Annotated in this window: 16 protein-coding genes; 9 read left to right on the forward strand and 7 right to left on the reverse strand. The window is 48.2% G+C overall.

Features of this window, described 5'->3' with window-relative positions:
• The first annotated feature begins 61 nt into the window (after positions 1-61).
• The 4 genes from ACWGXJ_RS04345 to ACWGXJ_RS04360 all read left to right on the forward strand — a co-directional run bounded on the left by ACWGXJ_RS04345 (position 62) and on the right by ACWGXJ_RS04360 (position 3,375).
• A complete protein-coding gene (locus ACWGXJ_RS04345; RefSeq protein ID WP_069291124.1) occupies positions 62-709 on the forward strand; it encodes an amino acid ABC transporter permease in 648 nt (215 codons plus the stop codon).
• Between the two features lie 14 nt (positions 710-723).
• Positions 724-1,473: an amino acid ABC transporter ATP-binding protein gene (locus ACWGXJ_RS04350; RefSeq protein ID WP_452566269.1), complete on the forward strand. Its 750-nt coding sequence runs from the start codon at positions 724-726 to the stop codon at positions 1,471-1,473.
• A 54-nt stretch (positions 1,474-1,527) separates the two neighbouring features.
• Complete coding sequence (locus ACWGXJ_RS04355; protein ID WP_023987060.1) at positions 1,528-1,953, forward strand: OsmC family protein; 426 nt, start codon at positions 1,528-1,530, stop codon at positions 1,951-1,953.
• A 183-nt stretch (positions 1,954-2,136) separates the two neighbouring features.
• On the forward strand, positions 2,137-3,375 hold the full coding sequence (locus tag ACWGXJ_RS04360) for a serine hydrolase (RefSeq protein ID WP_452566270.1): 1,239 nt from the start codon (positions 2,137-2,139) through the stop codon (positions 3,373-3,375).
• 63 nt (positions 3,376-3,438) lie between these two features.
• Here the strand turns inward: ACWGXJ_RS04360 and ACWGXJ_RS04365 are convergent, their stop codons facing one another.
• From ACWGXJ_RS04365 to ACWGXJ_RS04385, 5 genes are all read right to left on the reverse strand, one after another.
• A complete protein-coding gene (locus ACWGXJ_RS04365) occupies positions 3,439-4,416 on the reverse strand; it encodes a FecCD family ABC transporter permease (RefSeq protein WP_452566271.1) in 978 nt (325 codons plus the stop codon).
• Positions 4,413-5,417, reverse strand: a complete 1,005-nt coding sequence (locus ACWGXJ_RS04370; protein ID WP_069012865.1) for a FecCD family ABC transporter permease — start codon at positions 5,415-5,417, stop codon at positions 4,413-4,415. The genes ACWGXJ_RS04365 and ACWGXJ_RS04370 overlap by 4 nt, the downstream gene beginning before the upstream one ends.
• Positions 5,414-6,394 (reverse strand): ABC transporter substrate-binding protein, encoded by a 981-nt coding sequence (locus tag ACWGXJ_RS04375; protein ID WP_250259379.1) that lies wholly within the window; start codon positions 6,392-6,394, stop codon positions 5,414-5,416. The genes ACWGXJ_RS04370 and ACWGXJ_RS04375 overlap by 4 nt, the downstream gene beginning before the upstream one ends.
• Before the next feature lie 201 nt (positions 6,395-6,595).
• Complete coding sequence (locus ACWGXJ_RS04380; RefSeq protein WP_250259378.1) at positions 6,596-7,324, reverse strand: response regulator; 729 nt, start codon at positions 7,322-7,324, stop codon at positions 6,596-6,598.
• Complete coding sequence (locus tag ACWGXJ_RS04385) at positions 7,317-8,990, reverse strand: ATP-binding protein (protein WP_452566272.1); 1,674 nt, start codon at positions 8,988-8,990, stop codon at positions 7,317-7,319. The genes ACWGXJ_RS04380 and ACWGXJ_RS04385 overlap by 8 nt, the downstream gene beginning before the upstream one ends.
• A 161-nt stretch (positions 8,991-9,151) precedes the next feature.
• Between ACWGXJ_RS04385 and ACWGXJ_RS04390 the strand changes: the two genes are divergently transcribed.
• Both ACWGXJ_RS04390 and ACWGXJ_RS04395 read left to right on the forward strand, forming a co-directional pair.
• Complete coding sequence (locus tag ACWGXJ_RS04390; protein ID WP_250259376.1) at positions 9,152-9,445, forward strand: putative quinol monooxygenase; 294 nt, start codon at positions 9,152-9,154, stop codon at positions 9,443-9,445.
• Between the two features lie 44 nt (positions 9,446-9,489).
• The gene (locus ACWGXJ_RS04395; RefSeq protein ID WP_235307288.1) at positions 9,490-10,314 is read left to right on the forward strand and encodes an aldo/keto reductase; all 825 of its coding nucleotides are present in this window, start codon (positions 9,490-9,492) and stop codon (positions 10,312-10,314) included.
• A 90-nt stretch (positions 10,315-10,404) separates the two neighbouring features.
• Here ACWGXJ_RS04395 and ACWGXJ_RS04400 read toward each other — a convergent pair whose 3' ends face one another.
• Together ACWGXJ_RS04400 and ACWGXJ_RS04405 are read right to left on the reverse strand one after the other, a co-directional pair.
• On the reverse strand, positions 10,405-11,058 hold the full coding sequence (locus ACWGXJ_RS04400; protein WP_452566273.1) for an SdpI family protein: 654 nt from the start codon (positions 11,056-11,058) through the stop codon (positions 10,405-10,407).
• Positions 11,055-11,366, reverse strand: coding sequence for an autorepressor SdpR family transcription factor (locus ACWGXJ_RS04405; protein WP_061830867.1), 312 nt, complete (start codon positions 11,364-11,366; stop codon positions 11,055-11,057). Before ACWGXJ_RS04405 ends, ACWGXJ_RS04400 begins: the two co-directional genes overlap by 4 nt.
• Positions 11,367-11,582: 216 nt before the next feature.
• Here ACWGXJ_RS04405 and ACWGXJ_RS04410 point away from each other — a divergent pair, with 216 nt between their 5' ends.
• The 3 genes from ACWGXJ_RS04410 to ACWGXJ_RS04420 all read left to right on the forward strand — a co-directional run bounded on the left by ACWGXJ_RS04410 (position 11,583) and on the right by ACWGXJ_RS04420 (position 14,025).
• On the forward strand, positions 11,583-12,194 hold the full coding sequence (locus ACWGXJ_RS04410) for an alpha/beta hydrolase (protein ID WP_061830865.1): 612 nt from the start codon (positions 11,583-11,585) through the stop codon (positions 12,192-12,194).
• Positions 12,195-12,267: 73 nt separating this feature from the next.
• A complete protein-coding gene (tlp, locus tag ACWGXJ_RS04415; RefSeq protein WP_013308822.1) occupies positions 12,268-12,492 on the forward strand; it encodes a small acid-soluble spore protein Tlp in 225 nt (74 codons plus the stop codon).
• 240 nt (positions 12,493-12,732) lie between these two features.
• Positions 12,733-14,025, forward strand: coding sequence for an ABC transporter substrate-binding protein (locus ACWGXJ_RS04420; RefSeq protein WP_235307292.1), 1,293 nt, complete (start codon positions 12,733-12,735; stop codon positions 14,023-14,025).
• Positions 14,026-14,035: the final 10 nt, after the last annotated feature.

The raw sequence follows: 14,035 nt of genomic DNA on the forward strand, positions 1-14,035 counted from the left end.
CTCCAGTCTTGGCTTTCATGCTGACATGGGGCCACTCGTCTGAAAGAAGGGAATATAACCAATGCTTGAATTAATGTGGGAGAACGTCCCTTTTTTATTAAAGGGTGCTTATTATACGCTATATATTACGATTGTCTCTATGTTTTTTGGCCTAATCATTGGTTTGATTGTTGCTGTGGCCCGGTTGAAGGGGAATCGACCTGTTCGATGGCTGGCGCGCATGTATGTATCGATCATTCGGGGGACGCCGGTTTTGGTGCAGATTGCGGTCATTTATTATGGACTGGATGATTATGGAATATCATTCGGATCGCTGACAGCTGCTTGTCTGGCACTTAGCATTAATACAGGGGCGTACTTATCGGAGACGTTCCGTGGAGCTATTTTAGCCGTACCCCAGGGACAGACCGAGGCAGCTTATGCAACGGGAATGTCGCCCGGTCAAACGATGTGGCGTATTATTCTTCCTCAGGCGGTACGGATCGCAATTGCACCGATGGGGAATACATTTGTAGGTATGCTTAAAGAAACGTCGCTGGTGTCGTTTATCGGGGTCAGTGAATTGATGCGGCAGGCACAGCTTTTACAGGCGCAGTATTTGCTTTACATGCCGTTTTTGCTCGAAATTGGCCTGATGTACTGGATTATGAGCATTGGATTCTCCGCTATACTGGAGCGGGTGGAAAAGCGTCTGGCTCGAGCTTATTAAGGTGGAGATGATAGATGATGATAACAACTAACGGATTAGGTAAACGATTCGGACAGGTAGAGGTTCTGAAAAGCATTGATTTTCAGGTTGCCGCTCGTGAAATCGTCGTATTACTCGGCCCGAGCGGTTCAGGTAAAAGTACCTTGCTGCGCTGCCTGAACGGTCTAGAAGAGCTGTCTTCCGGCAAGTTTGAGGTGAATGGGATTGAGGTCGATGCTACGGCTCCCGTTCGTGTCCGCCAAGCAGCCGTTCGTGAGATTCGCAAACAGACAGGGATGGTGTTCCAGCAATTCAATCTGTATCCGCACAAAACCGCAATCGGCAATGTCATTGAAGGACTGCTGACAGTAAAAAAAATGCCGCGCGACAAGGCTATGTCCATCGGACAACGGTTATTGGAGCGGGTGGGGTTGTCGGACAAGCAGGATGTACATCCTTCACGTCTGTCCGGTGGACAACAGCAACGAGTCGCCATTGCGCGTGCGCTGGCGATGGACCCGGCGATTATGCTGTTCGACGAGCCGACATCGGCGCTTGATCCCGAGCTGGTAGGGGAAGTGCTGGGTGTTATGCGAGAGCTGGCTCAAGACGGAATGACGATGGTCGTCGTTACTCATGAGATGAAATTTGCTCGCGAGGTGGCGGACAAGGTCGTATTTATGGCAGATGGTATCATTTTGGAGGAGGCAGCGCCACAGGCGTTTTTTGACACTCCCCAGCATGAGAGAACACAGAAATTTTTACGCCAAATCAGTGAATTTTAAAGTAAGATGGAGGATAAATAATAGATTATTAAGATGGAAAGAAGGCCTTTGAACATGAAAGTATCTACAACTTGGCACGGCAAACGCGCGTTTACTTCGGAGGGACCATCCGGTTATTCTGTAGGGATGGATGCTACGGCGGCTTATGGCGGTGATGGTAAAGGGATGACACCCATGGAACTGCTGTTGGCAGGTCTGGCAGGATGTATGGGTATCGATATCACAATGATTTTGGATCGTTTCTTGTCGGACATTACTCGCATTGATATTGACGCAGAAGGTACGCGCAAGGAAGAAATGCCGACAGGCTTTACAGCGATTGATCTGACATTCCACGTAGATGGAGATATTCCGGATTACCGCGTATGGAAAGCGATTCAGATGGGGAAGGAAAAATATTGTGCAGTATCCGATTCCTTAAAAGCGGAAATTCGGATGCACCTCATATTGAATGGAACCGAAGTACCCTATCCAGCATAAGTGTCGAAGGATAGTGAAAGAGAGTCAGCCTGTGTTATATACAGGAGGCTCTCTTTTTTATGTTATTTGAAAATATGACACGTAATGAAACTTTTTGTACTGTGTTTTCGTTTAAAATAGAAATTGAAATATAAAAATGGGAAAATAAACCTGTGTGTGAAGTGCATACGGGGGGAGGTAATAGTGAAACGAAAGCGCCTTATTGTGGTAGCAACTAGTTTGGCTACAGTGCTCATTGTTATGGGTATAGCGGCAGGCTTACTATCTTTCATGCAGAATCAAGTGGCTAATCCCTCGAATACCGTCCGGCCCACAACTGCGATTGCAGCTGACGTTAAGGAAGAAACGAAGGAACAGGATGCTGCCCGCCGTTTACTTCATTTTGTGGAAGCGAATGCAGAAAAAGTTTCGATTACGATTCTGAGAGATGGAAAAAAGTTGGCAGGCCAAGAAGAAAATCGGATGATGCCTTTGGCGAGCACCGTCAAAACAATCATTGCGATCGAATATGCCAAGCAAGCGATGGTGGGTAAGATTAACCCGGACAGGAGAGTGAAGCTGATTTCGCTGGAAAGGTTTTATTTGCCGGGTTTGGATGGGGGTGCTCATACGGCGTGGCTACAGAATATGGAGGCTAAAGGGCGGATACAGAATGAAACTGTATCTGTACGAGACGTCGCCAAGGGGATGATTCAATTCAGTTCCAACGCCAATGCGGAGTATTTAATGGACAAACTGGGGGTGGATGCGATCAATCGGACGAGAGCCAAAATGGGGCTGCAAAATCATGATCCCATTTATCCGTTTGTATCCTCCATTTTGATTCCCTACGAATGGATGAAGGAAAGACAAGGTGAGAATTGGAATAATACAAAGAATAATATTTCTGCCAAAGAAGCCATTCAGGCGATGTCTGATACGGAATTTCGCCGATATGCCCGCGTAATTCATAACAAGCTGCGCCGTGATGTGAGTGGTTCTTACAAGAGAAACGCAGATATTACGACTTGGTATGATCAGGATTATGATCGTATCAATACGGATCGCTTTATAGCTTCAACGACAGCCGATTATGCCTCTTTAATGAGTAAGCTAAATCGTCGTCAAGGGTTCACAAAAGCTGAGCAAAAGTTATTGTCCGAGGTGTTGGAGGAACCATTTATGGTTCTTCCTGAAAACCAGCAATCCCTGAAACATACTGGGCAAAAAGGTGGCTCTACAGCTTATGTTTTGACACTGGCCATGTATGCGACAGATAAGGAAGGGCATTCGACAGAGCTAGCTGTCTTTTTTAACGATTTGGACCCAAGCACAAATGCCAGCTTTCCCGAAATGATAAATGATTTTAAAAAGAGGTTACTGCATGATGAATCGTTTAGAAAAGAAGTTAATCGGCGTATCGGTGTACAGGTGGAGAGGTAGCACAGCTAAACGCTAGGGTATAGTACTGCGTTTAGCTGCGCTGCGCAACTTCTTATCCTCAGCCTATCCGCTGTCTTTTTGTTTGCGTTCCCGCAGCAATAGATACAGAAAATATGGCGCGCCAATGACGGCTGTCACGATGCCAGCGGGAATTTCGAGCGGCGGCTTCAGACCTCGTCCCAGCGCGTCAGCGAGGACGAGAATCAGAGCGCCGATCATCGCCGAACCGGGCAATAGATAGCGGTGGCGATTGCCAAATAACCGCCGTGCCAGATGCGGTGCCAGCAGTCCAATAAATCCGATGGAGCCGATGGCAGCGACACAGGAGGCAGCCAAGGCGACTGACACGGCTAGCAGTCCTGTACGCACACGCTTCACGCTAAGTCCCAGCCCAGCAGAGCTTTCCTCATCTAGGCTCATAATGTCCAGCTTGCGCTGTAGTGTATAGGCGAGAGGCAGCAACACGATTAACCACGGCAGTAGCCCATACACTTCGTCCCAGCCTTTGCCCCACAGACTTCCAGCTAGCCAAGTGAGCGTGTCGCTGGCTTCGAGTGGATACTTGACCAGTATATAATCGGTCGCAGCCTGAAAAATAGCGCCCACCGCCAGTCCGGTCAAGGCTAGCATATTGGGACGCATGCCTCCCTTCATCGAAAGCTGTACGAGCAACAGTGCAGCTAGCCCAGCCCCGACAAAGGCGGCTACAGGCAGCAGTGCCACTGGGGATGAGGGCAGCAGCACGATGACGAGAACCGCCGCAAAGCCGGCCCCCTTGGATACACCTACCACATCTGGCGAGGCTAGTGGGTTGCGGATCATGCCTTGCAGCAGAACACCGGCTACTGCCAGCCCAGCTCCGGCCATGATGGCCAGCAGACCGCGTGGCAGCCGATAATGGTGAACGATGAACCAGGAAGAGGCATTCCGATCCGTCAGAGCCTTGATCAGCTCAGAGTGCGTAATGTAGGTGCTGCCCACGCCTATAGCTATAAAAGCAACACCCAGCATGAGCGCGAGTAAAATCCACAGTTTTTTCATCGTGAAGCCCTCCCGTTCTTATGCGCAAGATATAAAAAGAAGGGCGCACCCACCAGCGCGGTTACAATGCCAACGGGTGATTCATAAGGAAATGCAATAAATCGTCCAAGCACGTCTGCATATGTCAGCAGCAGAGCTCCGCAGATTGCAGACAGGGGAATGACCCGTTTGTAATTGTCGCCTGTAAACATCTTGATGATATTCGGTACCATCAGGCCCACAAAGCCGATGGACCCGGCTACCGCTATGGCAGAGCCTGCCAGCATAATCACTGAGGCCGAGGCTAGTAGGCGGACAAGACGTACGTTTTGTCCCAATCCCTGTGCAACCTCCGTCCCGAGGCTCAGCACAGATAGCGAGGGGGCCAGCGCCAGCGCAAGAATCATACCCACGGCGAACCATGGCAGCACCAGACGCGTGTCGGCCCAAGTGGACCCGTCGATGGCTCCGGCGAGCCAATACAGCACATCAGATATTTGCTCGTTGAACACGAGCAGTCCCTGGGTGATGGAGGCCAGCAGCAGATGCACGGCCATCCCGGCAAGGGCCAGCTTGACCGGCGTCATGCCCGCCGTTCCGGCCAGCGCGTATACGAAGGAGCCGCCTGCGATGGCCCCGGCAAAAGCAAAATAAATGCTGCCGGACGATCCGATATTCGGCAGCAGCACGACGGACAGCACGACAGCCAGCGAAGCGCCTGAGCTGACCCCGAATACCTGCGGCGAAGCCAGCGGGTTGCGTGTGATGGCCTGCATCAGGGCTCCAGCCACGGCAAGCCCGGCCCCGACGATTAGGCCAATAACGGCACGCGGTAGGCGTACCGTCAAGACAATGAGCTGATCCTTGGACGGATGCTCGGTGAACAGCGCTGTCAGCATGGTGGGGATGTCCATTCTGACCGGGCCAATCGCCACGCTGAGCAGCAGTCCAGCCAGCAACGCAGCGATAAGTGCAAAGAAGACCGGCTTATTCAGCCGGTCGCGTGAGGCTTGTCCGATCAACGGGAGCCGTCTCCTTTACTTTGCGCGGGATACAGAAGCGAAATGGCTTGCTCCAGTATTTTCTCGGCTGAGCCGAGTCCACGGTACCGGGTCCACAGTGCCCGGTTTACTTCGTAAACTTCCCCTTTTTTGACGGCCGTAATGTTTTGCCAAAGCGGGTTTTGCTTCCATTCCGCAATCAGCTTCTCATCGGCTTCTACCAAAAAGATCACATCAGGATCCGCTTGTGAAATTTGTTCCAGCGTCAGCTTGACGGTAGGCTCGCTTGTATTTTGAAGGGCATTGTGGATACCCGCTTGCTCCAGTAGTTGTCCATCAAAGGATGAAGCGCCGTGAGCCGATAGTGAATCAGAACGGAATACCCCTAGCAATACGCTGCGTGGCTCCCCAGCTTTGATGCCTTCTTTCAACTTTTCCATTGTAGCTTTATGCGTAGCGAGAATTTGCTCGCCTTTTTCCTTCTCACCCAACGCGTCGGCGATGACACCGAAGGATGCCAAGTTTTGTTCATAGGAGGAGTTGCGGCTCTTTAGAACAATGGTCGGAGCAATCTCACTAAGTTCTTTGTATATGCTTTTATGACGATTCAGATCAGCAATAATCAAATCCGGCTTCAAGGAGCTGATCGTTTCCAGGTTTGGCTGTTTGCGTGTGCCTACTGGTGTGAAGTCGATTTTCTTGCCGAGCAGCCCATCAATATCATCGTCATTTTCCTGAGCTATACCGACAGGAGTTACGCCCAGTTGGGTTGTGGCATCGACAAAAGAGAATTCCAGGGTTACGATTCTTTTGGGTGTACCTGTAACTTTGGTTTCTCCCATCTCATGTTTAATCATTCGAGTGTCGCCTGTTGCTTGAGGTGCTACTGCGCTGTTATCTTGTGACTGGCTTCCACATCCCGCCATAATGACCGTCAGTAGTGCCAGGACCGCTGCAAGCAGCATACCTGTGCGCAGTGGTTGTTTCGGTGTTGCCATATGTTATCCCCCGTTCCAGTATGATTATCAGAGAAACTGATAATCATTATCAATCAACTAACTGTTGATCATTCTAGCAATCGGGAAGGAGGACGTAAATAATGTGGTTATTTAAACCGTTTTGATCGATTAAGTGAATTAAATTCAATAAAATTATGAATAGGAGGAGGGGGAAGTACCAGGACATCAGAGTTGGACGGTTTATGCATCCCTCCGCTGTCGGCGATAGATACGCTCCGGTCTGCCGACGGTTCCGTACACCTGATCGTGGTGCGCGTCGCCACTTTCCACTAAATACTCCAGATACCTTCTGGCTGTAGAACGGCTCATACCCAGCTCAATTCCCACTGTACCCGTAGTCACCTCACCCCGTCGATTCAGGAGATCTAGCACTTTGTCGCAAGTTACTTTATCAATGCCTTTGGCCCATAGTTCTCCAACTCCGTTCCCCGCCATCCGACCGGTGCCCGCGCTTTGAAGCAAACTGTCAATTTCAGATTGTTCGACTGTGGATTGTTCCTCTTGCCATGTTGTGATTTGTCGCCGAAATCGGGCATATTCCTCCAAGGTCGCACGCAATCTCTCGAATATAAGCGGCTTTACGATAAAATCAAACACGCCTGCTCGAACGGCTTGTACCACTGTTTCAGCTTCTTTGGCGGCAGTCAGCATAATAACATCTGTACCCGGATAGTGTTGCTTGATGAACGATAGCAGGGTTAGACCATCCGTGTCAGGAAAATAAACATCCAGCACGACTAGAGGAGGACGGAGCACGTCCAGTTGAAGTTTTGCCTCAAATTCGTTCGTCGCGATTGCACATACGGTGAACCCGTCCACCTTTTCAATAAATCGGCGGTTAATCTCCGCAATTCGCGGATCATCTTCAATAATAAGAACCTCAATGTCCGATACAACCCGCTCATTCATGGGCATAACCTCCTTTTGCATCATTACTCGTATCTGTCCTAATTAAAGGAATGTATACCTCAAAAATACTTCCTCCACCAGGACGCTTGTGCACTTCTATAGAGCCGCCCATTCGTTCAGTGTACTCCAGCACGAGAGCAAGGCCATATCCATGTCCTGCTTCTGCTTTGGTCGAAGCTCCTCTGACAAACAACTTTTCTTGGATATCGTCCGAAATTCCCGATCCGTTATCCGCAACTTCGACGATGATGGCTTCAGTCGTTTCTTCAAGCCGGAACCAGACCTGTCCGTCAGAGATGGAGGACATCGCAACAGCTTCCATGGCATTGTCCAGCAGGTTTCCGGCTATGGAAGCGAGAAAGGACCACTCCAACGTAGGGGACTGGGTTGAGAATGCTCCTTTAATATCAGAATGGAGTAAAACCCCTTTTTCCAGCGCCTGTTTCTTCTTACCGATCAGTAGGCTGGCGATGATTGAATCGGTTAGGAGAGCTGTGCCAATCGGCCTGTGTACACGATATTCCTCTGATTCCTGGGTGATAAAGTCCACCGCTTCGTCATAACACTCCAACTGAATCAGGCCGGATATGAGATACAGCCGATTGGCGTATTCGTGTGTTTGTGATCGCAGTACTTTTGCGTAATCTTTGACCTCTGTCAACTGTTGTGTCATGTGGAGCAGTTCGGTCTTGTCACGCAGACTGGCAACCGTGCCCATGATGCGACCGGAACGATCCTGGATCGGCACACGGCTGACGACTACAATTCGCTGCTGGACCTCAATTTCCTTATTCCATATGTCCTGTCCCTGATCTTGCCCCATCGTTGAATGCTCTACTGTGTAATCGGCAACAAGCATATCAACCAGTACATCTGGAACACCTGTCAAGTGGCGAAGGTCGCATCCGTAGATAGAGGTTTCCGCGGGGAGTCCGATCAAGCGAGCTGCCTGTGGATTGGCAAGTGTGATTTGTCCGTTACTATTCACCGCGATAATTCCTTCGCCGATGGACTCAATAATAGCTTGCTTTTCCTGGTACAGCCGTCCGATTTCCACTGGCTCCAGTCCATGCAGTGCGCGGCGTACCCGTTGCGCTATAACCAGGCTTCCCAATATGCCGATCATCAGCGCGCCCACCATAAACCAGAGCCATGCATATGTGTATGTACGAATATTTTGCTGCACATCTGTCATTAAAAAACCTACAGAGACGAGCCCGATGGCCTTACCTTGCGTATCATAAACGGCTGTTTTGGCGCGTATTGACGGTCCGAGAGAGCCCGTCGATTCAGTGATAAAGGACTGCCCTTGCAGTACCTTATCATTCATGGGGTCTATCATAGGCGTGCCGATGCGCTCTGGGTTTACATGCCACTGCCGGATGAGATGACGATCAGCAATAGTAATAAAATCAGCGCCGCTGCTGGCTTGGACAGGTTTTATGACCTCGTTGATACGCGAACGCAATTGCGTCGTCTCAGTCTGCTCCAGAGCGTCTCTGACCTGCGCATCTACGGCGAGGGTATTGGCGACGGTGAGCGCCCTTTCTCCGATTTCATCATATAGAGCGGAGGTGATCATATATCGAAAGGATAATCCCAACAGCCCGGTAACTACCAGTACTAAAAGGGATATAAATACCATTAGTTTTGTCTGAAAACGCATATGCCTTCACCGCCGTTAAACAAAATATAGGAGGAACGGATCTGCCGATCTTCTCCCCCATACGATCTATTTTACTGTATTACAGAAACGCCCGCACTTTTATTCTTTCGAAAGAATGGTCTATAATAGAAATAGTTACATAATACGAGGAGGAACATAAAATGATTATTATTCATGCCGATATGAAAGTTTTACCTGAAAAAAGAGAGGCTTTTTTGCAACAAACCGAAGGGCTGATCAGCGCATCCCAAGCTGAAGAAGGCAATGTACGCTACACGTTAATGCAGGATCTGAATGATCCCAACGCATTTACGATGGTTGAAGAGTGGAAAGATGCTGCTGCTGTAGATTTCCATAATAATTCTGCCCATTTCCAGGCATTTGTTGCCGCGGCTAAAGAATTGTTGGCTGCTCCGCTTCAAGTGAATGCTTTTCAGGATGCAACTAAACTGTAATCATCCCGTTGGATCATTCATAATCAGGAACAGGAGGAATAGACATGGGGAACATTGCGGATACAACTGTACTGAATAACGGAGTTCAGATGCCTTGGCTCGGTTTTGGTACTTACAAGGCGGAAGGCAATGAGGTCTACGAAGCGGTCAAAACAGCTATTGAGGTCGGTTACCGTCACATTGATACAGCGGCGATCTACGGTAACGAGGAACTGGTTGGACAAGCCATTCGTGATAGTGGGACGTCTAGAGAAAATCTGTTTGTAACCACCAAGCTATGGAATCAGGATCAGGGCTACGATTCAACACTGCGTGCCTTTGAGGAAAGCCGTAAGCGGCTGGGTCTGGATATCATTGATCTGTATCTCATTCATTGGCCTGGCAAGGATAAGTACAAGGAAACCTGGAAGGCATTCGAACGACTGTATGAAGAAGGAAGCGTACGCGCTATCGGAGTTAGTAACTTCCAAGTTCACCATCTCGAAGACCTCCTCAAAGACAGCAACATGGTTCCTGTCATCAACCAAGTGGAGCTTCACCCTCGTCTGACTCAACAAGAACTGCATCAATACTGCCGGGAGCACCAGATTCAGCTTGAATCGTGGAGTCCACTGATGAAGGGGAAATTAACCGAGCAAGCGGACATCGTTGAGATTGCTGCCAAATACGGTAAAACCTCTTCGCAGGTTATTTTGCGTTGGCATCTGGATCGGGGGATTGTGACGATTCCCAAATCTGTAACCCCGCATCGTATTCGCGAAAATGCTGATTTATTCGACTTTGAATTGACGGCTGAGGATATTGAACGAATCAATGGTCTTCATCTTGATGAGCGTGTAGGCACGCATCCCGATAAGCTGCTGTTTTAAATAAATATTCACTTGTAAAAAGAACCTCCCATTCTGCGTTTATCGCGGTTTGGGAGGTTCTTTTTTAGGTTCAGGTGTAGCTTTGTTTAATTACTTGTTTAGCTTACGATACAACAAGTAAGAATAGAGTACAGGAGAGATAACGGATATGATCAGCACGGTAAGGAAAATGACTACTCCCGCCATTCCACCGACCCATGCCGCCACCAACGCTGAAGCACCGCCAAGCATCATCATAGGCCCACCGAAACGGTGCGTTTTACGCCATACCTCGGGATTAGACAGAGTCCACGGCGTGCGGATACCGAACGTATAGTTCGGCTGTACCTGAGTCATATAATTCCCCATCGCCATCAGCATCAGGCCTATTAACCCTAAAATTATAGCATTCATTTGCAGTCGTATATTCAGGTTATACAGCAGCATTCCCCATCCAGCTACAGCGAGAACTACAGAAACACCTGCACGCGTAACTTCATAGGCTTTTGAAAATTTCTCATAATTAGCTCTGTTGGGGTCCATGTGGCGAGCCAATCGAATGACCAGCGGGACTAGGCCCAACAACACGAGCATGATAATAGAACCACTTTTGCTCGTATACCCGTCTGCTGTATTGTTAAAGTTAATATGCGAGGCTAGAACATTGGGAAGTCGGTCGTACAGCAGTATAGCGCCTATGGCGGGTGATAAGGCAATCAAAGTTGTCAAAACATCCGTCAAGCTCCAACGTGTTCGCAATTTCATTCAGATTCCTCCGCATCTTTAATATGATTCACATTTTTCTTGGCAGGGGTATCAGAGTGGGCGATACTGAACATCCAACCGATGACATCCGCCACAACCGTTGTATGCAGGGTGTAGATAATGTTTTGCCCCTGTCGTTCATCCAGCACCAGCCCAGCCTGCTTCAGGATATTGAGATGGTGGGAGATACTGGGCTTACTAATTTGAAAATGTTCAGCCACTTCGCCTGCGCTCATACTTTTCTCCTTTAAAAGCTGTAAGATTGTACGCCGGGTCGGATCAGCCAAAGCTTTGAAGGCATCGTTCAAAATACATTTCCTCCTTTAGATATTTAGATAATATTCTAAATATCTAACATCATAGTAAAATAGAGCTATACTACATGTCAATGGAACAAGTCATCATTTTAGAAAAAAGATTTAGATCAGACTCATTAGGTTTGTAAAAGGCAGCGAAGTTGGCTATAATTAATTTATAATAAAAATAAGAATCTTAATTTAAAGAAAATTGAGGAGGAAATATAAATGAAACACGTATTTCGTAAAGGAACTCATCCGCAAGCCCCAGTTATTTTGCTGTTGCATGGTACAGGCGGGAACGAACAAGACCTGATACCTTTGGCTGAGATGGTAGCACCGGGAGCTTCTGTATTAGGCGTGAGAGGAAATGTGCTGGAAAATGGGATGCCGCGTTTCTTTCGCCGTTTGGCAGAAGGAGTGTTCGACATTGAGGATCTCGTATTTCGCACCAAAGAATTGAGCGAATTTGTGGATACAGCTGCAGAGCAATACGATTTTGATCGTAATAACGTGGTGGCTCTTGGCTATTCCAATGGTGCAAACATAGCCGCCAGCATGCTCTTTCACGATGCAAAAGCGTTACGTGGAGCTATTTTACACCATGCAATGGTGCCGTTGCGTGGGCTGGATTTGCCCGCTTTGAATGGTATCCCTGTATTTTTATCTTCCGGTGAGAATGATCCCATTGTTCCGATTTCGGAATCTCAGGAGCTGCAAGCATTATTGGAAGGGGCCGGAGCGCAGGTGGAAGCATATTGGGAACGCAATGGTCATCAATTGACGCGGACTGAAGCCGAAGCCGCAGGAAAGTGGTTTGGGGAGCATTTTAATGCATAAAATGATCCGATAGCGATCAAGCTACGGATTAGCGCTCTACTGAGCGACCCCATTATTAGGAGGCGACAAACGAATGGCAAAACCAGATAATCGAGCCGACAATGTTGAACATTTGCAACAAAGTATTCAGAACACACAGCAGAACCTGCATGAAGCTGAAGGATATCTAAACGAATTTTCCTCTGAAATCAGCAACGAGGAGCGTAAGCAGATCGAAGAAAAAAATAATCGTCGTAAAGAAAGTATTAGATCATTTCGGGAAGAAGTGAAGGACGAAGCAGCACATTCGCAAGAATAATTTAAAAAGCGCGACCCAATTCCGAGTTTCAATTGGAATTGGGTCGTTTTTTTATGCAAAAATCATCATAGCCTCATACAATTCATTTTCCCCCTATAATGCAAGGGGGACGCTAATCTGCATTGAAAATAAATATTTTATAAATAATGTTGTTGTAAACTAATTTGTATTGATGTTAAATAATAAAAGAAAGCGCAATCATTTATGAATTAGGATTTCATCATGCGAAGGGGGAAGGATATGCTGCTGCGAAGAAAAAGCATGGCTTTGATGCTTATGGCGGTGGTTTTGATGGCTGGACTGCTGCAAGGCTGTTCTTTCAAGACCGATGAAAAGGATGGGCCGGGAACAGAACTTGTATTATGGACGTTCAATGAACTGCATGAGAAGTTTTTTCTGCAAATGGCTGACCAATGGAACCAACAGCACCCTGATGAACTGATTAATTTGAAAGCGAATACATTCCCCTATGACAACCACCACAGCAAGCTGTCGATTGCGCTGCAATCAGGGGTGGGAGCGCCGGATATCGCGGATATCGAGGTGAACAAGATCGGTAATTTCCTCAAAGGGATACCGCAACTGGTCCCACTCAATCCGGTAATTGACCCAGAGATCAAAAACATTGTGCCTTCCAGAGTACAGATTTACGGTAAAGACGGGAAGTATTACGGTATTGATTTCCATGTCGGGGCCGAAGTGATGTATTACAATAAAGAAATTTTGGATCAGGCGGGGGTAGACCCGGATTCCATCGTCACCTGGGCAGACTATGCTGCTGCAGGCAAGCAAGTGCTGGCGAAAACAGGCAAGCCGATGGCGACCCTGGAAACGAATGACCTGTGGAACTATTGGCCGATGATCTCCCAGCAGAATTCGGATTTTCTGGATGACAAGGGCGAGTTAACGCTGGATAACGAAACGAATATTAAAACACTCGAGTTTCTTCAGCAGATGGTAAAAGACAAAATCGCTATTCCCGCACCAGGCGGCGGGCACCACATGGAGGAATACTACGGGTTTATGAACAAAGGTGGGGCCGCTTCGGTATGGATGCCGATGTGGTATATGGGACGTTTTACGGATTACATGCCTGACCTGAAAGGGAAAATCATCATCAGACCCATGCCAGCGTGGGAAAAAGGCGGTTTTCGCTCAGCGGGTATGGGCGGAACCGGAACAGTAGTCACGAACCAATCAGAGCACCAAGATCTGGCGATGCGCTTTCTAGCCTTTGCCAAGCTATCCAAGCAAGGGAATGTGGAGATCTGGAAGCAGCTTGGTTTTGATCCCATCCGCAGTGAAGTGTGGACCATGCCGGAAGCCAAAGCCAAGAATAAATTTACGGAGTATTTCGGAACGAATATTTTTGACACGCTCATCGAAGTCAAAGATGAAATCAATGCGGTGCATATCGGACCGAAAACACCTGATATTGCCAGTGCTGTGCGCAATAAAATACTTTATCGGACACTACAGAATGGCGAAGATCCAGCCACGGTGCTACATGAGCTGGCAGATGAACTGAGATAGACCCCAACAG

The organism is Paenibacillus sp. S33 (assembly GCF_053615415.1).

Excerpts from the sequence above, each read along its gene's own strand:
- ACWGXJ_RS04390 (WP_250259376.1), top strand. The coding sequence starts at position 9,152 with ATGATTATTATTCATGCCGATATGAAAGTTTTACCTGAAAAAAGAGAG.
- ACWGXJ_RS04400 (WP_452566273.1), bottom strand. The coding sequence starts at position 11,058 with ATGAAATTGCGAACACGTTGGAGCTTGACGGATGTTTTGACAACTTTG.
- ACWGXJ_RS04410 (WP_061830865.1), top strand. The coding sequence starts at position 11,583 with ATGAAACACGTATTTCGTAAAGGAACTCATCCGCAAGCCCCAGTTATT.
- ACWGXJ_RS04345 (WP_069291124.1), top strand. The coding sequence starts at position 62 with ATGCTTGAATTAATGTGGGAGAACGTCCCTTTTTTATTAAAGGGTGCT.
- tlp (WP_013308822.1), top strand. The coding sequence starts at position 12,268 with ATGGCAAAACCAGATAATCGAGCCGACAATGTTGAACATTTGCAACAA.
- ACWGXJ_RS04380 (WP_250259378.1), bottom strand. The coding sequence starts at position 7,324 with ATGAATGAGCGGGTTGTATCGGACATTGAGGTTCTTATTATTGAAGAT.
- ACWGXJ_RS04385 (WP_452566272.1), bottom strand. The coding sequence starts at position 8,990 with ATGCGTTTTCAGACAAAACTAATGGTATTTATATCCCTTTTAGTACTG.
- ACWGXJ_RS04350 (WP_452566269.1), top strand. The coding sequence starts at position 724 with ATGATGATAACAACTAACGGATTAGGTAAACGATTCGGACAGGTAGAG.
- ACWGXJ_RS04355 (WP_023987060.1), top strand. The coding sequence starts at position 1,528 with ATGAAAGTATCTACAACTTGGCACGGCAAACGCGCGTTTACTTCGGAG.
- ACWGXJ_RS04365 (WP_452566271.1), bottom strand. The coding sequence starts at position 4,416 with ATGAAAAAACTGTGGATTTTACTCGCGCTCATGCTGGGTGTTGCTTTT.
- ACWGXJ_RS04420 (WP_235307292.1), top strand. The coding sequence starts at position 12,733 with ATGCTGCTGCGAAGAAAAAGCATGGCTTTGATGCTTATGGCGGTGGTT.
- ACWGXJ_RS04395 (WP_235307288.1), top strand. The coding sequence starts at position 9,490 with ATGGGGAACATTGCGGATACAACTGTACTGAATAACGGAGTTCAGATG.
- ACWGXJ_RS04375 (WP_250259379.1), bottom strand. The coding sequence starts at position 6,394 with ATGGCAACACCGAAACAACCACTGCGCACAGGTATGCTGCTTGCAGCG.